This is a genomic window from Stenotrophomonas maltophilia group sp. RNC7, from assembly GCF_030910085.1.
Taxonomy (GTDB): domain Bacteria; phylum Pseudomonadota; class Gammaproteobacteria; order Xanthomonadales; family Xanthomonadaceae; genus Stenotrophomonas; species Stenotrophomonas sepilia.
The window spans coordinates 19,143-38,089 of the sequence record NZ_JAVFVN010000596.1 but is presented as its reverse complement, the minus strand read 5'-3'; the positions used below and the strand labels follow the sequence as shown (position 1 = coordinate 38,089).

Here is an 18,947-nt window from a genome sequence, read left to right as displayed (position 1 = left end):
CGATGCGAATGCTCGCAGGGGCGCCCAAGCTCTCCTTCAATATTCGGTAGGGCCCAGGCAACAGCCGCCGATCTACGGGTAGAACTTGTCTGGATCGCTTAGTTGTTTCGCGAACTGACCTCTCTGGTAGATCGGCAATTCGACCGGTGGCGCGTAGCGACTCAGGAGATCGATCTGCTTCCTTCTGGCGAGTTCTGGTTTCTTGTGGAAGTAGGCCTCATGCAGCACCGGCACCTTCTTGCTGATGCTGTGGCCCGTCAGCAAGGCAATGTCCTCGTCGGGAATTCCTTTGTGATGGAGCTCCGTGGCGATGGTGTGCCGAAACGCGTGTAGCCCAATACCCTTCCCGAAACCTAGGCTCTTCAGGTATGTGCTGAACTGGTTGAGGGCGGCTTGGCTGTAACGCTGGTTCGACTCACCCGTCTTGCGGTTCACGCCGGCGGTCAGGTGTGGGAACAACCGGGGATGACCGCATGCCCGGATATCGGCCACGAAATCGAGGAAGCCCGCATTGAGCACTGGGGTGGGGATGGGGAGGGTGCGAATGGCTGCCTTCCCTTTCAGGCGCTGACGGCTTCGGTTGCGGGTCTTGTGCGCCAGGTCGGGATCGACGGTCTTCTGGATCCGGATGCACCAGACGCCGGCTTCTTGCACCACGTCCGCCAGTTTGAGCTGGGCGATCTCGTTGATGCGCGCTCCCGTGCAGAGGCCGAGGATGGGAAGCCACCAGCGGTGGGGGTACTTGCTAGCCCATGGGACATATGTCCCATGGTCGAAGATGCGCTTGAGTTCTGCATCGTCAAACAGGCGCTCGGGCTTGTTCGGATCCACGACCAAGTCCTTCTTGATCTCGTCGAAGGCGACCATCGGTGAGGCACCGATGGCCTTGGATTTCTCAAGCTTCTTGAAGAAGGTCGATAGGAAGCGCCGGTGTTTCTCAAGCGTGGCGGGGGCCGGTGGGGCCACGTTGAGTTGCCTTCCACGCGCGACCGCTTGGTCGTAGGTAAACCTGCGGTACTCTGGGTCGGACAGCAGACGGTCTGGGGCCCAGCGAATGAGGTCCCATAGCTTGTAGATGTGAGCGTGGTCGATGCGGGTGACCGGTATGTCCCCGCACGTCATTAGAAGCAGCCGTAGGGTGCGAGAGGTCGCCTCGACGGTCTCTCTGGCCAGGCAGCTGTAGTCGCCGCGATTGCGGATGTAGTCGTCAATCTCTACGGAGAGCGAGCGCCCGGGTGTGCCCGCCGGCAGCGGCTCGGGATACCGTGTGCCGTTCTTCGTCGAACGTGCGCGGCGGGTGCGTTCATAGGCGGCATTGAGAATCTCTTGGGCCTGGATCGCGGCCTCTCGGCTGGTGATCACCAATTTTCCGATGCTGAGCCTGCCGATCCGGATATCGGACATCTCCAGCGAGCCGCTGGGATCGTCCAGATAGGATTGGAGGGGGCTTGAGGGTTGAGCCAGGCGCATTGAGGGCTTCCATCGTTTCGATGGAAGTACAGATAAAGCAGCCTCAGCAATCGTCAATGGAAATAGGTCGGTCGCGTGCCGACCGTAGGCATCTATTGTGAGTGCCCATTAATGCTTCTTCAGGAAAAGAAAATTACGCAGGAATTGGAGGGATTCAATCCTTGAAAATCAATGGCTTGGCTGGATAAAGATTATGTCGAATCGCAGTCATTACGGTACTGTTTAATTTCTATAAGCTAACAGCGCCCTTTGGGTTGTTATGTTAGTTCTGTACGGCTGATAAACGTTGCGGAGAATTGAGGGCTGAGAACTCACTTTGGAGGCGGAGCTGTGGCGCAACGGGTCTGTCCATTGTTAGTAATTGCGATCCTCTTCGCGCCGCTGGGAGCCAGCGGTGCGACGCCCACTGAGCCCGAGCTGCGCGGTGAGCTCCTGCGGATGAAGGATGCCGGTCAGGCGGTGCGGGACCTCTCACTGACTGCCGAGGGCGAGGAGAGGGTGCACAGTGCCGTCGATGCGGTGCACACCGCTCGGCTGAAGTCCACCGTTGCGGCCCGTGGCTGGCCGACCGGGGCGCAAGTGGGCCAAGACGGGGCGGACGCGGCCTGTCTGCTGGCCCAGCATTCCGACAAGGCCCCGGCGCTCCAGCGCTCTCTTGCGGAAGCCATGGAGCCCTTGGTAGCGACCGGGCAGGTCAAAGCGTCCAGTTACGCCTACCTTTGGGACCACACCAACGACCCCCAACGCTATGGAACGCAGGGGCGTTGTGCGGATATGGGGCATTGGGAGTACTGCTTGGCGGCTCTTCGGGCATGGTGAGGTGGTAGAGGGCTAAAGCTCTTCATCTCCCAACAGGTGAATCGAGGAGAGGGCAAGCGCCTATTCATCGAACCCCGAGAAGTCTGGTCCCTGGACTTCGCGGGAGGATCCGCCCTGATGACTTGGGTCTACCATCCATCGTGGAACGTAGACACGTGCCAGGATCGGGCGCGTGCGCTGCGCCACCTCATCTCACTTGCGAAACAGAACTGAGGCTGTCGGGCCTCCCTGGGCAGAATGGGAGAGGGCAGGCAACGGCAATCGCGAGCGAATTATTTTATCTCGTTAGGCTGTATTGACAGTCGTGGCGCGATGTTGCAGCTTTGTATGGCCGTTCCCTCTCAATGAAGGAGTCAAGTTATGTCGATTAAGCCTGGACCGAAGCCTATAGCTCCATCCACCGGCGAGCCGGATAAGCGTCGGCGGGATAACAAGGATACCCCCGGGAATACCCCTGGCTTGAAGCCTCACAAGCATAAGCCCGGCAAGTGACTTAAAGCGGATTGGTTGTCGGCGGCAGGGATCAAAAGAGCTGAAGTGCGACACTGGCCGACACCACTATGGCGCCGGCCTTCGTCGCTATTGCCTGTTGCTGAAGTAATCGGTTTGGATATGCGCGGAAGCAATTGGCACTCTTGTCGTGTGGCGGCAAGCGGAGGGGCGATGTCTTCACCTGCCCTGAGAGTGCACAGCCGACTGTTATGGTGAGGATGAAATCGCCGAAATCCTGACAAAAGACTGCTGGTTTCTGGTTGGAATGCTCGGCGTATTGGATAGCCAAGACGATCCTGGAGTTCCAGACACCAGGGCGGCGTGCCCTGGTGTGTGGGGAGTCTGTTGGAAGGTGAAGGGCGGCATACTGCGCGCTCAGCGAACGCTCAACCCCATTGGCGGAAAAGAGGTCTTGCCGACGGGGTTGAGCAGCCTGCGTAAACGACTACTTACATCCTGCGCAGACGAGATGGTGCCATAGGCTTGAGTCCTTCAACCCACCTGTCGAAAATGAGCGCAGCAAGAACTTTATGGTTAAGCCTCTCGGATTCGCCGGGGGAGCGAACCTTGACGCTGATGTCTAGGTTGGCGCTAAGTTGCTGTTCCAGCTCAGGCAGCCGTGACGCATGCTTGCTGAGCTGTTTTTGATGAGTAGCGAGCAACACTGCTATATCAAGGTATAGCTGTTGCAGATAGATCAATCGGTCTTGCGTTGCTGCTGCCTTAATGGCGGACTTCGGCGTGGTCGCCTCGCCCCAGAAGAGGCCACCGCCATTGATGACTTTGCTGATGTGGTCAATGAGCCATCCCCCTCCAGCGACTGCGCCCGTCGCCAGAAGGCCTCCGACGACGTCGATTATAGCTTTCTCCAGAACTTTCTTTGCCCAGGCTTTCCGTGTCTGAGCTGCATTGGCTGGGGACTCGCTGCCGGTTGCTTCGGCTGGCTTCTTAGTCTGCTTCTTCGCGGAGGTCTTGTTGCTCGAAGATCTATTTTGGCCTTCTTTCGCCATTTTGCTCGTCCTTTTAAAGGAGACTCTGTATTGGTGTGTGGGGTTCAATAAATAATATACAAAGCAAGGGGCGATAGCCGATGCCGGCCATCTTCAGTAATCCGGTTAATTCGAATGAGACAACGAGGCTACAGCCTCACTCGGAGATGGCATCAGCCCTGGACTGGTCACAACATGGTGGACTACCCGAACGCGCCCACGAGCCAATCGGTAGCCCCTTCCAAGTCTAGCTTCATTGACGCGTAGGAGCGTCTGAGAAGGCGCGAGGGAAGGAAGCTATCCCATTTTTGTGTGATCAAGTTGTTCGCAGATTGGAGAAGGGTCTCCGGGGAGGGCAATGGCATCTTCGCCACCCGCCCGAGTACCTTTATCACATCATCGAGACTCCTTGCTCCCTTGGAAATTTCCACGCCCAGCCTACCGGCCTGAGAAGTGAATCCCTGGGCGTTCAGGAGGCAGGCGATGGCTTCATTTGCGGAGTCTCCCAGCCATGTCAGCAGCAAGGCATCGCTGCCTTGGTCGAGGAGAACCTTGCCGTCCAGGCGCAATTGACGGTAGGCGCTTTGCGCCTCCTGCAGGAAGCGAGAAGCAGTGGGGTCCAGGAAGTCTGGCTTTATCTCCTGCTGATACAGTCCACGCATCTTTTGACGGACCTGGGTGTGGACCTGCCCGCCCGTTCCATTGAAAAGAGGCGGGGTGCCGCCTTTCGCCGCGGCCACGTAGATCGTTTTTTGGGCGTCATCGATCTGCTCGACGAGCCAAGTGCGACCGCCAAACAAGATACGCTGGCCGACGGTCACCAGTTGGGACACGGGGAGCGTGCCTAGTGCCTTGCCGGCGGCCACGATCCGGAACTCTTCGTCGACGTTGAAAGCGGCGTAGAAGGTGTAATGGTTGACCAACTTGTCGCCGACCGGGCCGTGGAGCAGCAAGCCGGAGCCGTCTTGAATCAGAACCTGTTCTTGGCCAAGGTGGCGAAGCAGCTCTGCGAACGCGTCTTGGGACAGCCCGTGGAACGGTCCCTGGTTTGCGCAGAGCAGCTGATAGGCTTGGGCTGCCTTGAGTCCGCCGTACTGGGCAATGGAGGAGAGCAACTGCTGAATCAGCGTCGAGAGGTGTAGCCCGTTGACCGAAGGCGGTTCAAACCACCTCTCCAGCAGCAGCATGACGCTCGCAGTGGACTGAACTGTGTCCAGTCGAAGCCTTGTCTTCAACGTCGACTCAGCGTCGATTGCATCCTCGATAACGTAGCCGCGCAACACTGCTGGCTCTCCAGGACGGCGCCCGGAGCGACCAAGGCGTTGGCGAAGGCTGGCCACGGAAGGTGGTGGGCCAATTTGCGCGATGCTTTTCACCGCTCCGATATCGATGCCCAGTTCCAGGGTGTTCGTGCAAATTGCGCTTGCTGAACGACCCTTTTGCTTCAGAGCCGCTTCTGTGTCCGTGCGTATTTCCTTGGACAGGCTCCCATGGTGTGGCCAGAACTCTCTCGGCCGGCCGTCCTGTTCGCTCAGCAGATTGAGGAGGTGGGTGTAGCGTTCAACTTCCCTTCGGCTGTTGGGGAAGATCAGATTGTTCGTCCCTGAAAGCACTCGGTAGAGGTGCTCGGCCACCGCCGTGGGAGCCACCGGATTCTCGTCGGATCCGCCGTCAGGTGTGGGTTGTTCGTAGCCCTTGATGATCAGTTGGAGATCATTTCCGGCTGATGAGGCGTTGACCAGCGCGGGGGCAGCCCCAACACCCGGGCGTAGGAAGGTCCCGGCGCTCGAAAAGTCGCCCAAGGTCGCTGACAGGCCCAGGCGGGGAGTTCGCCGCCGTAATAGCACGTCGATCCGGTGCATCAACGATTGAAGCTGCTTTCCGCGCTCGCTTCCAATGAACGCATGGAGTTCGTCCACGACAACGTAGAGGAGCTTGGAGAACGCGGCGGCTACGGAGGTTCCGCGGTTGCAGAGCATCGCCTCCAAGGACTCCGGCGTGATCAGGAGCACGCCACGGGGGTGCTTAAAGAATCGCTGCTTGGTGGAGCCCGATATGTCTCCGTGCCAAGGCCACACGGGGACTTCAAGGTCCTCGCAAAGCCGCTGCAGCCGTTCAAACTGGTCGTTGATGAGCGCCTTTAGGGGGCTGATGTAGACAATCAGGCCCTCCTCGTCGGTGTTCAGAAGGCGCGTGAGCGCAGGAAGAAAGGCGGCCTCGGTTTTTCCCGAGGCGGTGCTGGCGGCGATGATCACGTCCCGGTCGGCGCTCAGGACGAGGGGGATCGCCAATTCCTGGACCTCACGCAGCGCCTCCCATTGTTCGATCCATAGGTAGCGCTGGATTCGAGGATGCAGCGATTGGAAGGCGCTGGAGGCAGTCATCGTTAGAGCCTGAACGACGCCAGCTCGTCGTCCTCTTGCACGACCAGTTCGCCGTCGCCCCCGTGGTCAGCTGCCACCTCGACCGATCCAATCAGGTCCTGCCAGTCCACGCCCGGGTTCTGCTCCAAGACGGCCAAGAGGTTGATGAAGGCGGTGATCGTCGTGCGCGGGGTGCGGAAGAAGCTATCGCCGATTCGATTGGCGCAGTGGGTCATGAATTGGTGAATGGCATCGTCGGGCAAGAGATACTTGCCCGCGTCGCCGGCAGCGTAGACATGGCGAATCTTGGTGAGTAGGACGTAGAAATCTTCGGCTGTCAGGCTCGACAGTCGAACCACAGGGCCGCTGAAATCCACCAGTCCGTTGGTGGCAAAGGTATTCTGAGCCAAGCGGCTCTGAAGAGCTTCATAGCTGTAGACGCCGCGGCGGGTATCCATCAGGAAATCCGGGGTGCCGCCCAGAACAAAACCAAGGCCAACCGCAGTGCCCTGCAGGGAGTCGTTGAGCATGCGCAGGAGCTGCTCGTAGTTTGCATTCCGGGCCTGGGCGTTGGCCAACTTGTAGAGGTTGACCAGTTCGTCCAGGCACACCAGCAGGCCGCTATAGCCCGCCAGCCGAACAAAGCGGCCCATGAGCTTGAGCTGGTCGTAGACCGATGCGTCGTCCACGATGGTTCGGACGCCCAGCGCTGCACGCGCGTCCATCCGGGTGGCAAATTCGCCACGCAACCAGCGAATGGCATCGGACTTGAGCTGATCGTTGCCTTGCTCGAACCCTCTCCAATAAGCGGCGATCACGTCGGCGAAGTCATAGCCGTTCACCAGTTCGCTCAGCTGCTCGAGCTTCGCGCGAATGACCTGCTCGGTGGATACGCCTTGCGACTTGGACTCGGCAACTGCGGTCGAAATGAACTTCTCGACCACCCCGGGCAGGGCGCCTCCGTCGGGCTTGGTCCGAGTGGCCAAGTTCCGCATGAGCTCCGCGTAGAGCGACCGGGCCTGGCCCCCTGAAGCATGCAACCGCCTGTCAGGATTCAGGTCCGCGCTGGCCACGACGAGCTTTCGCTCCATTGCAATGGCGCGAACGAGGTTTAAGAAAAAGGTCTTGCCTGCGCCGTACTCACCCACCACCAAGCGGAAGGACGAGCCGCCATCGGCGAGCCGATCGATGTCACTGACCAAAGTTTGCACTTCACGGGCGCGCCCGACCTGGATCAAATGCTGGCCTGCGCGTGGCACGACACCGGTGCGCAGCGACTGGATCACCGCGTCGCGGTCCTTGGAGCGGATTGGGCTGCTCATTGTTCGATCTTCTCAATGAATTCAGGGTTGATTTCCAACGGATCGTCACCGTCGGCAAAAGGAATGTCGTAGGCGTCAAATGAGGCGTCGTTGATCTGCTCCAGAGCGCCATCCAGCATCAGTTCCAGGTCAGCGGCGCCATCTTCCAGTTCGGCACGGGTCCAAACCGGGCGCGACAGCATGAGGCGCAGCAGCGCGCTGTGCGCCTCGTCCAAACCCAGCAAAGTGGCAGGCCCACTCGTCTCTTCCTGACTGCCTTCCTGCGGAACATCGGGAATGGCTTCCACCACCTCATCAGTGAAGATGTTGGCGAGAAGCGCAGAAACTTGAGCCGTGTCGCGCTGCAGAGCAGCGATTTTATCGGGGTCGAGCTGGAAAGCACCCGTCGTGGATCGGGCCAATGTCGAACGGGCTTTCGGTGGTGTTGGGGCATGGACGTCGCTGAACACACGAGCGGGATCCACGCCCAGCGCTTTGTAGACACGCTCCAAAAACCGGACTTCCTCCGGGGAGACCATCCCATCGACCTGGGCAAGGGTGGCCATGGACCCTGCGATGGCGTCCTTGATGCCTTCACTGAGCGGATCCAGCTTCTTGCGCAGCGCAGGCAGGGAAAGCGGCGCCAACGCAAGGAGCTCGAGGTGCGCGTGCAGTCGACGCCGATCCCCCTCGCTCAGATGCGTCCAGCTTTCGATTTCGCGTGAAAGGTGCTCAAGTTCGTGGGCGCTGAACGCGCCATCAGACTGGGCGACCGTCGAGCCGAGCTGAAGGGTCAACTGGGCCGTTTGATATGCCTGAGCGTCGGTCCGATGGGTTTGATCGGGAAGCAGGGCGAAGAGAACGATTGGGTCGTTCTCACCCGGCACCCGCGCGCCTTCGAGGACATTGGGTTCCATGCCGACCTTGGACTGTTCCAGTGCTCGTGCGAGTTCCCGAATTTTGTCCTTGCCCAAGGTGGTTCCGACTGCCCCAAGCCTTCCCAATAGGTCAGTCAGCTTGATCGACAAATTGGCGGTTTGAACATCCGAAGCGACTTCGGCCAAGGCTGTTCGCGTGGCCAGCGGCCAGATCTCTGGCGGAAGCAGCAAGGTACCCTCAATGGATTGGCGGGCCTCGGGGTTCTTGCCCACGAGCCGGCTGAAGGCTCCGAGGTCCTCGGTGCACTGAGAAACAAGTTCCTGCAGTGCCTTTAGGGGCACTCGCAACGCGGTGACATCGGGAATGTCACCGAAAGTCTTGGTGCCAGCGTCGGTTCGGTCCAGGGCCGGGTTAAAGGGGCGGCGTGTGAACTTCAGCTTGGTGCGGTTTTTTGGCAGCACCATTCCAGGGCCGAACGTCTCTTGATACCGCAGAGCGAAAAGGCGATCGAACTCTTCCGCGCAACGCGTTGCGGCGGTTCGCAGCGGAATCTCTGGATTGAGGCGCACCCAAGCCGTGGCCAGCGCGGCGGGCACGGGGACTCGATCCAAGGAGCATTGCCCCAGGGCCAAGCGGATGTAGAAGGGCAGTTCGTAACTTCGTTCGAATGCGGGAAGCGGCGCGTTGTAAAGCTGGTCGCCTGCTTCGGTCGAAGCCATCCAGTCGAGCAGGCTGTTGACATGACCGTGGACGTTCGGAAGCACGGCGGCATAAGCAGACGACAAACGGCGGAGCATCGCCTCGATAGCGGGCCAGTCTTGCTTGGATTCCGGATCGTTCACCGAATCCAGCAAGATGCGACGCTCCAATCCAAACAGGAACAATCGAACATACTGGATTGCGCAGCTGGGATCGGTGCGGTCCGAAGCGAGCCACTTCAGGTAGGCGTGGCGTTCAGCGGGTTCAAAATCTGCGTAGCCTCCCCAGTAGCGCGTCGTGGACCGGTAATCCCCGTACCGCCCAACGGCAAGAACGCCATTGACCAAGCTGGGCTCGTTCTCACGCGTGCCAGGGGTGGTCAGCCGCGGGCCTGTGTAGAACAGGCCGCCCCGGATAACGATGCCCGCGATCTCGATCTCGTCCTGAGCGCCGAGCCAGCGGGTCTTGTCCCAGCCCTCGGGCGGTCGGGGCACTGTGTATTGCTTTGCCGGCTTTTCGGAGTCCATGGCCACCTGCCGGAGCTCATCGGGCAGGAAGGGAGGCGAAGCCCGCGATGGAAGCGGGGGCGGCGGTGTCATTGCACTTGCGTCGCTGGTTCCGTTGATCGTGTGGGGAGGGGGAGAGTGCTCTGCCGCTCTTGAGTCCGAATGCGCGTGCGCTCGCCCATCTCTGGCGCCCGTCAAGGGCTCGCCCGAGGTTGTGTCCGCGTTTGTGGCGGACTGGATCAGAGGCTCGACCAGCTCACCTTGCGAAGTCGCGGCCAAGCGCTGGGTCACGGCAAGTTTCGCCGCAGCGAGGTTGCCCGGGCGCGCGCGCTCAATGCGTTCCACGTCAGGTTGGTAGGGGGAGGGGGTAGAAGGGTTTCCGGAGCCCACGGCCGTCAGCACCCGTGCGGCGGACTCGATGGCCAGGCGCATGCTCACCGCAGCTTTGGCCTCTTCCAAATTGCCAGGCCGGGACGGCGAAAGAGTCTCTGGGAACGCTCTGCTCGAGGCCTGCGCCGGGGGCAGCGCCGAGGGACCTTCAGAGTCGACCGGGCGCGCATCTTCTAACAGGGCACCGTCGACCGATCCCGAGGAGGTGCCCGACTCAATACTCGCGGGTCTCGCCGGTTGGGCAGCTTCTGGGCGGGACTGCCTCTGTGGCGCCTGCCCAGATGGAAGAGCGGATGCCTTGATCAACTCGGCCAAGGTCGGCTCTGGAGTGGGGACAGGCTTGGCGGGAGAGGGTGTCCTTTTCGGGCGCATCGCCTGCCACTTGGCCCAGAGCCAAACGGCGGTGGCCACCGCAAGGACGATCCCCAATCCGATCCAGACTTCCTTTGGCACCAATGCTATGACGACCAGGATTGCGACAATCCAGCCGCCTGCAGTTTGCTTCCTTCTCGCCATGTGGCCCCCTGCCTTTGGCGCTTCCTTTGGGCCATTGTAGCTCGCCCGCCTTACGTGAGACGCGCATCGTGAGAGCGGGGCGGGGCACCGGAATGGCCAAGGTTTCGCCCATTCAGCGTTGGCGTCCGGGGCGCTGGAGTGCCTGGTCCAGACCTTGACGTTGGTGGCCGTACGAGTGAGCTGGGGTGATCAGTGGGGCGGTGAGAGGCGTGTTTCGTTCATCGCAAGCAGATGCCGCTGCAAGGCCGCGACGATCTCGTTGTCTGGCAGGTTCTGGGCCCCGGCGAGGAAAACGAGTTCGGCCACTTGTCGTCTGCGCTTGGCGTCGTCGCGGCGCTTGATGGCCTTCTCCCTGGCATCCTGCCGCTGATGCGCCAGAAGCTCCCTGGCTTGAAGCTGGGCCAGCCGATGGGTCGCCCTTTGGATCTGATCGCGGTAGTGATTGGTGGATGACATGATCTTCTCCTAGTGAAGTCTCCCTCAGTGAAGCAATGATTTCTCATCCGTCAACTATTGATGGCGACATCGCTTTCGCACTTGAAGCAATTCAGAAAATCAGAAAAGGAAGATGCAAAAGCAAAGAGCGAAAAGCGCACTTAGGCATCACAAGTGATGCGTGCGCAAAGGGCTTCGCCCCTTGAACCCCAAGCCGCTTTGCGACTTGCCAACGGCAAATTCAAAGGCATAAAGAGCTCAAAGAACTGGAGCTCTCTGCATGGCGATCTACCACACCCGTGTCAAAACCTTCTCCCGTGCCAAAGGCCATTCGGCCGTTGCGGCAGCTGCCTACCGCGCGGGCTTGTCGCTCGTCGATGAGCGCACCGGAGCGCGGCACGACTATTCTCGCAGGGGCGGCGTGGTCGAGAGCCGCTGGGTGGTGCCCTTGAAAGCGCCCGACTGGTCGCTCGACGCTGCCAAACTCTGGCAGGCCGCCGAGGCAGCCGAGAGGCGAAAGGACGCGACCGTGGCCCGCGAGTTCGAGATTGCGCTTCCGCATGAGCTCGATGCGCCTCAGCGCTCGGCCCTGACGGCGGACATTGCTCGCGCACTGGTTGATCGCTATGGCTTCGCAGTTCAAGCGAGCATCCACTCGCCGGGGAGCAAAGACGGACTCAATTGGCACGTACATATCCTCGCCACGACGCGACGCTTGGATGCCGAAGGGCTTGCGGACAAGACACGCGAACTCGACGGTGGGCCTTCAGGGCGCAGCGAAGTGGAGTGGCTCCGAGCGATGGTGGCTCAATTGACCAACCGGCACCTTGAAGCTGCCGAGATCGCAGTGTCGGTCGACCATCGAAGCTTGGAAGCGCAAGCAGAAGAAGCGCTTGAGCGCGGTGATGTGGTCGCGGCAGCGATACTGGGCCGGCGCCCAACGATCCACTTGGGCCAGCAGGCCTCGGCGTTGGAACGGCGGGGCATGGAAACCGATGTGGGGAAGGTCCTGGCCAACATCGTTGCGGACAATCAAAGAACAATGCATCAAACAAGCATACGGTTTGAGAAAGCGGTCACGGACGGGGACCCCGCTCGTGGGCGTCCATCGTTGCCGCCAAACCGTATCCGACTCGGGCCAGAATCAGGCGAAAGCTACATCGAGGACGCTAAGGGATTCACTCGGCGAGGAATCATGGCCATTCGCGCTCTGCCGGATGCATCCGAACCACCGCTCCAAACCCTGATGGAGAAAGCACTGGAGTTGTGGCGCGACGTGGTAGCGGCTGGCTTTGAGGGGGTGCTTCGAACCACCCGCATGCTTCTGCGCCGCCTGGATTCGGCCATTCGCAATGGGAATGTGGGTGCAAGGCTACGCAAGGACATCCAGCGAACGCTAAGGGGTTTGGCTGCGGTAAGGCGGCGAGCTTCAGAGTGGAAGCGTCGTGTGGAGGCTGAGCGGCGGGCAGCATCCCTGCTGACTCGTGCGGAGCGATCGTTGGAGGACTTTGTCGAACACCAGCCCCGTCCGGCAGGAGCTGCAGTAGTGGCTTGGACTCGGCGTCGGGGACGGCGCTTGGCCGCGGTTGAGCAGCGCTTGGATACCTTGAGGGCTGCCCGCATGAAGATCGCGGGTGGTCAGGAGGAGGCTTGTGAGAATCAACTGACAGCCGCCGTGGCAGAGTTGGAAGCCGGCAGCAAAGTAGCCCTGGATCGGTTTGAGGATCCGCTCCACGAAACGAGAGACCCCGAGGTGCTGACTGCGTCCATGCAGCAGGCCACGCCTCGGCCTAGGCTTCATTGATCCAGAAGCCAAGAGCCGAATGCAGGCCATGAGCAGGGTAGTGCTAGGTCAAGATGCTGAACTGGCTGCCGCCACCCGAAAGCTCAGAGGCGTGGCAGCCTGTGTGGATGCTTCGTCTACCGTCAAATAAAGTAATTGGTTTTCCTTGCAGTGATCAATAGATTGTAAGTCCATCGTTCTCCAGAACATGACGCCTCGCGTCGGATCTTGCGAGCAGGGTGTCCATAAGAAGCTCAAAGTTATCGCTGTGGGGGGGCGGATCGAGACGGCCTTGACGCGTGTCGAGCTCGCCAATGTAGGCGATTAGATCATCCACACTTTCCCGGTTAATGCAGCAATCGTTGCGTGTGAGGAGTACGTCGAGTCGCCGCATGCGATAGGCGCGAATCCTGAGATCTTTCGCCACATCTTGGTCGAAGTCGTGTGCTCTGTGGAGGATGGCATTGATTCTGTTTGAGATGTCTGAATAAATTTCGGAAAATTCGATCGACTCCTCCAAGAATTTTGGTTCAAATGCAATATTCTCGATCTTATTCAGGTCGGCTGAGAGTAGGTTTGCTGGAGGGATGCGGATCACAATGGTGTCGCCGTCTTGATCGCGCCACATGGGGGTTTCGCGATCCATGACTTCTTTAATGTAACCTTGAATCCATGTGAAAAATATTGTCTGGGGCTCTTTAGTGCTTACGCGAAACAGGAAAAATGGTGTGCTGAATTTTTCCATGTAAGCGAGCGATTTCTTTTGGAGTGAGTAGTTGATCGTGCCCGCGCCGACAGGCTTGAGTGGCTCTTCAGTGCCCTTAATCTGGATGTGGAAAACGGCACCGGTGGCGACGAAGGCATCTTTGCCCATCGCATCTTTCAAGCCAGGCGCAAAAATCTCCACCAAAAGATCGATGCCATAGTCGCGTTCGGATAGTTCCCGAACGACCCAGTGATCTGGTAGCTGCGCCATGACGGCCTTGACCGCTTTGGTGTCAATGATGTGTGACTGAGTTCTCATGTGGAAAGACGTGCCCGAATCTACCGCGCAGCGATAGGCGCGGTAGCTTGAGTGAGGGTTGGAAAAATCTGACTTGGATACATGCCGAAGGCCAGTGGTGCAGGAATTGGCAGCCTTGTACTTGCCAATGATGCCACAGGCATCAGGCTTGATCGCGGCATCTAGCATGTAGATCGGCCAGCTCAATGCACGCGTACTCTGACGTGCAGAAAACTCATCCCCTGGGCAGAGACGGTCCAGCCTCGAACGTGGTGAACAGTGAAGACCGTAGGGACTTGGCTGAAAGTTTGCCCAAATGAGGACGCTCAGGGGTCTTGGGTAGCTGCGCCTTGTTTGGTCGCGACTTGCTACCCATTCAATAGTAGAGCCCCGCCGGGGCTCTACGTGGTCAATGAAGCGTTCGTTGCCTGGTCGTCGTCGGCTTGGGCGGGGGGCTGAGTCCCCGTCGATCAGCGAGCAGTTGGTCCAAGGGAGCCAGATCCTCTTTTACCTCCACGCGTTCCTTGGTTGTAGGGGCGGGCCGTGGCTGAGGGCGAGGCCCGTCGTGAATGAGGTCGCCTGGGTTTCCGCCTGCGCGCTGGCGCAGAACCTCGGCGGCGACCTCCAAGGCCACTCGAACATCTTCTGAGCGCTCTCGCTGAGAACGCTGAGCCGCTCGTTCGATGGTGCCGCTTAAAACGAGCGCGGCGATTCGGGTTTGTGGGTCAGTCATGGGGCCTCCATCGTTGGTGTGTGCCCGTAGCCAACCAGCTAAGTGAAAATTAGCAAGGGCACTCAGCAGGGAATTGCGCACAAAATTGCTGGTTAGTCGGAAAGGACTTGCTGGTTTGTGACCGGCCTTTGGAAAGCCGTCTGCAGCCGCACCGCCGGTCCTTCAACGCCTACAGGCTCGACCGACGCCCAATGACGATGGCCCTGACTTAGATACCTAAAGATTTCCGCAGCGGAGTCGATAGGGGCATAAGAGGGCCTTGCCCACCATTCGCGACGAGGACAGGATGTCAATGAAGAAATTGGTTCTAAGCAGTGCGTTCTTGCTTCCAGTGCTCGCAGGATGCGGTAAGGCCGGAGCGCCGGAGTGCGGCGACGAGATGACCCTGGACCTGGTTCGCAGCATCATCCAGCGAGAATTAGGCGCGGGCAGTGCTGCCGCCAACTTGAGCGAAGAGCAGCTTCGCAGCGTCCTTCCCATCTCCTTGGCCCACCCGACGAGCTTTGACGAGAAGATCAGCCGCTACAGTTGCCAAGCCGATCTGACCGTGCCCTTCAACAACCCTGGGCAGGACGTTTACAAGCTGCGGCTTGAATACACCTCTCAGGCGGTCAATGGACAACACTTGGCCGAAGTCCAGGTACTTCCTGGAGACCTCATTGGCATCGGGGCGGCTATCAGCTCCAATGTCCGGAGCCAAGCACGCGTCGCGGCTCCCGCAGCTGCGGCTCCAATCGAAGAGTCACAGGTAGTGCAGGTTGATCCTGCTTATGATTCAGCGATGTCGACGAAGGCGGACGATTACCAAGAGCCCAACTCGGACGAGCCGCTGGTCGATGCCGCGTCGACTGGGCCCAGCTTTGACTGTGGGAATGCGTCGTCGGCCGTAGAGCAAATGATCTGCGCCGATCCGGATCTGGCCCGGTTGGACAAGCAAACCGCAGAGGCGTTTGGTGTCGTCCGGGCCCGTTCGATGGACCCGGGCCAAGTTACGGCGAGTCAAGGACGGTGGCGCAGGACGGTGCGGGACATCTGTGCTGACGCAGCCTGTATTGAGCAGGCTTACCAAGCGCGATTGGCCGAGTTGAACTAACCTCCGAGGAAGCTATGTCAGACCGTGACTGCTCAGGGTACCGGCCTGAGCAGCCCATGGACGACCAGATCAAGAACGCCTCTGGCGAATCGGTTGCGGCCGATAGGGCCCGCTGGAGGGAGTGCTCTCGTCAGAAGGCCTTCGTGAACTGGCTGCAGTATGCAGGCTAGGGTAGAGTTGGACACTCCCTTGGACACATTCTGCGAGTGTCCGGGTCTAAAAAACCTAACAACTTCAGGCGGTTGGATTGGACTGCATAGTGTCCCTCTCACTCCGCCAGATACAAAGAAGCGCCTGCAGATCCTCGATCTGCAGGCGTTTTTCTTTGCGCGGGTGCAGGGTCCAGGCGTGCCATCCAGCGATCATTGATCGCTGATGGCGACCGAATCAGGCTCTCCTCAGAGCTTTACCGTCACACCCACCTGGAAGCCCCGCCCCGGCAGCGGCGCGATGTACTTCAGCGGCGAGTTGTGTGGACGCGCTTCCTCATTGAGCAGGTTGCTGCCGTTGACGAACACTTCCATGCCGGCGATGTAGCTGCTGCGCACCGGCAGTTCGCGGCTGACCTGCAGATCAACCAGGTTGAACGCGTCCAGCGGGATTTCCTCGCTGACGTTGCGGCCGAGGTACTTCTGCGTGTCGTAGCAGGTGCTCGACAGCTGCGCCTTCCAGCCTTCGCGCTGCCATTGCAGGTTGGCACCGTAGCGGTTGGTCGGCATGTTCGGGAGGTACTCGCCATCGTTGTGGGCGCGCAGCGGATCGGGGTGGTCGGCCTTGTTCTTCACCAGATCGGCGAAGGCAGAGATGTTCAACGTGCCATACCGGCCCAGGTCCAGCACCTGAGATGCGTCGATCTCGAAACCCTTCACCGTGGTGTCGGTCTGCTTCCAGTACTTGAGCGGCAGACGGTTGGCGGTCTGCAGGCCGGAATGGCCGAGGTAGAGATAGTTCTCGTACTTCATCCGGTAAGCGGTGGCCGACAGCTCGAAACCGCCGATGTGGAACAGGCCGGTCAGCTCCAGGTTCTTCGCGCGCTCAGGCTTGAGGTTCTGGTTGCCTTCTTCCTGGGTCATCACCGAATAGTGTGCGTTGCTGGCATACAGCTCGTTGATCTCCGGTGCGCGCTGCGAGGATGCGTAGCGCACCTTGGCGGCGAACAAGGGGCCGAGCTCGACATACGATCCGAGGGTGTAGCTGTTGAGCCGGTAGTCGCGGTCCTGCAATTTCGTGTTGGCGGCATTGCGCGCTGTCTTGAAGCGGCTTGGTTGCAGGTCATGGTCAACGCGCTCGTGGCGCACGCCTGCATCGAAACTGGCCCAGCCGAAGTCCAGCGTCTCCTTCAGGAACACCGCGTTGCTGCGGGTGTCGACGTCGGGCAGGTAGCGCAGTGAACCGCTGCCGGTGACCTGGCGCGACTGGTGGCTGAAGCCGAGCAGGCCGCTGAGCGGACCGACGCGCTGATGGCTCAGAAGCAGCTCGGCCTGGGAGCTTTCGAAGTCGTAGTCATTGGCCTTGGATGCACCGAGGCGCTCGCCCGACGTGTTGTCCAGCCTGGAAACTCGCAGCTCCGCGCGCTCGAACCACGGCAGCGGATCGCGCAGCAGGGCGTCCAGCGCGTAGCGTTCCTGCTTGATCACCACGCCCACCGGCAGGCCATCGGCATCGTTCGAACCGAACGACAGGTTCTGCATCGAGAATCCCGGCACGCCGTATTCGCTGTCCTTGGTATCGATGCTGACACCCACGTAGCCACGGTCGAAAAACAGCGTCGAGCCGAAGGCCACCTGCGAGTTGCGTGCGTAGCTGTTGCCCAGCCGGTGATGGTAGTCGGGCGTGACATCGTTGTTGATCTGCTTCTGCACGTACGACGGCGTGCCGGGCACGTAGGCCGGGTTGGCCGGATTGATGTAGGTGCGGCGCTGCCAGACCGAGGTCGGATGGTTGGTGTAGAACGAGAAGTCACCATCGGCCCAGTCCGGATTTTCGCTCATGAACTGGTCGATGTAGGGCTGCGAGGCCTTGTTGTAGATCTGCTGGACGCGCGCCTCTTTCTGGCAGCTGTCGGCCAGCGCCGAGTTGACGCCGCCGCTCGGCGGGAACAGGCGGGTGTTGCAGACGGCGGCCTTGCTGTTGCCCGGGATGTCGTAGTGCGAGATGCGCTGACGCGAGACCTGCAGGTTGGTCGAGAGGTTGCGCTGGTTGTTGAAGTTCATGCGGAAGCCCTGCGCGTCGGCGGCATTGAAGCCCTGGCGCAGGACCAGCTCCATCGACTGCTCCGTGTCTTCCATGCTGCGCGGGATGAGGCCGGAATCGATCTCCACGCTGCCGCCGATCGCATTGCCGCCATAGCGCACGGTATCGGAGGACTTGTTGACGATGACGCTGCGCACGAACAGTGGATCGAACGGAATGTTGATGTCGCCGCTGATCGCGTTCATGCCGAGAATGGACTGGCCATCCTGCAGGATCTGCACGCGGTTGCCGCTGAGGCTGCGGATGACCGGGGCGCCCGCGTTCGGCCCGAAGGCGCTGCTCTGCACGCCGGAGACATGTTCGAGCAGGCTTCCGAGGGTACGGTTCTGTGCCTGTGGATTGTCGACGGTGACCCGGCTGTCGACGCGCGAGGGCGGGGAGGCCTGGACCTGGAGGGTGGGAAGGGTAGGCGCGTCCGCAGCGTGGGCGGTGTGGACAGCGAGCAGGATGGCGGCAGCAAGCAGGTGGCGACGCATGGCAGGACTCGTGAAATAGGAGTGAAATGTTATAACGTAACGATTTGTATCGACAAGGACGTGATGAGGCCTTGCCGCCAGACCTGAATCGCGGGAGGCGCGAACGAGGTTGCCGCGCGTTCAGCGCCCTGCCTTGTGCGGGGCCCCGATGCTGTGCACGATCCGAAGCGCTGCGCCCCACAACGCGTCACGCAGCACCTTCTTCACTGGAACGGAGCAACGTATGAAGCTGTTGTCCGCTGTGTTGTTGTGTGCGTGTTCGCTGCCGGCCGGGTTGGCACTGGCGGTGGAAGCGTCCCCGTCGCCGCTGCTGGGGCGCTGGTCGCTGGACACCGCGACCTCGGCACTGCCCGAGGCGCAGCGTCCGAAGCGTGTGGTGCTGGAGTTCAAGGACGCCGGTGGTGGCCGCTGGAGCTCGCACGTGGATATCGTCCTGCATGATGGCAATACCATGAAGTCCGACGGCACGCTGGCGCTGGACGGTACGCCGGGCCCTTTGTCCGGCACCTATGGCGCGGACAAGGCCAACCTGAAGCTGCCGGCGCCGAACACCCTGGTGATGCAGCTGGTGGACCACGGTACGCCGGCCTCCACCCGTATCTACACCGTGGCCGATGACCAGGCGACGATGACCGAGACCAAGGCGTTCTACGCTCACGACGGGACGCCGATCCTGCAGACCAACCTGTTCAAACGCATGCCGTAGCGATCCTGCGTTCACCACGCCCGCACAACGGGCGTGGTGAA

12 protein-coding genes are annotated in these 18,947 nt (G+C 60.3%); 4 read left to right on the top strand and 8 right to left on the bottom strand.

The window, feature by feature from the left end:
* Positions 1–72: 72 nt before the first annotated feature.
* Positions 73–1,470, bottom strand: a complete 1,398-nt coding sequence (locus RCF13_RS11450) for a site-specific integrase (protein WP_038645844.1) — start codon at positions 1,468–1,470, stop codon at positions 73–75.
* A 330-nt stretch (positions 1,471–1,800) separates the two neighbouring features.
* Here RCF13_RS11450 and RCF13_RS11445 point away from each other — a divergent pair, with 330 nt between their 5' ends.
* Complete coding sequence (locus RCF13_RS11445) at positions 1,801–2,289, top strand: DUF6624 domain-containing protein (RefSeq protein ID WP_024957143.1); 489 nt, start codon at positions 1,801–1,803, stop codon at positions 2,287–2,289.
* A gap of 941 nt (positions 2,290–3,230) precedes the next feature.
* Here RCF13_RS11445 and RCF13_RS11440 read toward each other — a convergent pair.
* The 5 genes from RCF13_RS11440 to RCF13_RS11420 all read right to left on the bottom strand — a co-directional run bounded on the left by RCF13_RS11440 (position 3,231) and on the right by RCF13_RS11420 (position 10,880).
* Positions 3,231–3,791, bottom strand: coding sequence for a hypothetical protein (locus RCF13_RS11440; protein ID WP_024957142.1), 561 nt, complete (start codon positions 3,789–3,791; stop codon positions 3,231–3,233).
* Between the two features lie 182 nt (positions 3,792–3,973).
* Positions 3,974–6,154 carry a DEAD/DEAH box helicase gene (locus RCF13_RS11435; RefSeq protein WP_024957141.1) on the bottom strand — a complete coding sequence of 727 codons (2,181 nt, stop codon included), beginning with the start codon at positions 6,152–6,154 and terminating at the stop codon, positions 3,974–3,976.
* A gap of 2 nt (positions 6,155–6,156) precedes the next feature.
* A complete protein-coding gene (locus RCF13_RS11430) occupies positions 6,157–7,455 on the bottom strand; it encodes an ATP-binding protein (protein ID WP_024957140.1) in 1,299 nt (432 codons plus the stop codon).
* On the bottom strand, positions 7,452–10,424 hold the full coding sequence (locus RCF13_RS11425; protein ID WP_024957139.1) for a TerB N-terminal domain-containing protein: 2,973 nt from the start codon (positions 10,422–10,424) through the stop codon (positions 7,452–7,454). Before RCF13_RS11425 ends, RCF13_RS11430 begins: the two co-directional genes overlap by 4 nt.
* A 189-nt stretch (positions 10,425–10,613) precedes the next feature.
* Positions 10,614–10,880, bottom strand: a complete 267-nt coding sequence (locus tag RCF13_RS11420) for a hypothetical protein (protein WP_024957138.1) — start codon at positions 10,878–10,880, stop codon at positions 10,614–10,616.
* 259 nt (positions 10,881–11,139) lie between these two features.
* Here RCF13_RS11420 and mobQ point away from each other — a divergent pair, with 259 nt between their 5' ends.
* On the top strand, positions 11,140–12,663 hold the full coding sequence (gene mobQ / locus RCF13_RS11415) for a MobQ family relaxase (protein WP_024957137.1): 1,524 nt from the start codon (positions 11,140–11,142) through the stop codon (positions 12,661–12,663).
* 154 nt (positions 12,664–12,817) lie between these two features.
* On the opposite strand, the gene RCF13_RS11410 is transcribed toward mobQ, so the two are convergent.
* Positions 12,818–13,852: a DUF4365 domain-containing protein gene (locus RCF13_RS11410; RefSeq protein ID WP_143568645.1), complete on the bottom strand. Its 1,035-nt coding sequence runs from the start codon at positions 13,850–13,852 to the stop codon at positions 12,818–12,820.
* Between the two features lie 818 nt (positions 13,853–14,670).
* On the opposite strand from RCF13_RS11410, the gene RCF13_RS11405 reads away from it, so the two are divergent.
* Entirely contained in the window at positions 14,671–15,471 is an 801-nt protein-coding gene (locus tag RCF13_RS11405) for a hypothetical protein (RefSeq protein WP_024957134.1), read from the top strand.
* Positions 15,472–15,869: 398 nt separating this feature from the next.
* Here RCF13_RS11405 and RCF13_RS11400 read toward each other — a convergent pair whose 3' ends face one another.
* Complete coding sequence (locus RCF13_RS11400) at positions 15,870–18,200, bottom strand: TonB-dependent receptor (protein WP_134967739.1); 2,331 nt, start codon at positions 18,198–18,200, stop codon at positions 15,870–15,872.
* A 223-nt stretch (positions 18,201–18,423) separates the two neighbouring features.
* On the opposite strand from RCF13_RS11400, the gene RCF13_RS11395 reads away from it, so the two are divergent.
* Positions 18,424–18,906 carry a hypothetical protein gene (locus RCF13_RS11395; RefSeq protein WP_061480151.1) on the top strand — a complete coding sequence of 161 codons (483 nt, stop codon included), beginning with the start codon at positions 18,424–18,426 and terminating at the stop codon, positions 18,904–18,906.
* The last annotated feature ends 41 nt before the right edge of the window (positions 18,907–18,947 follow it).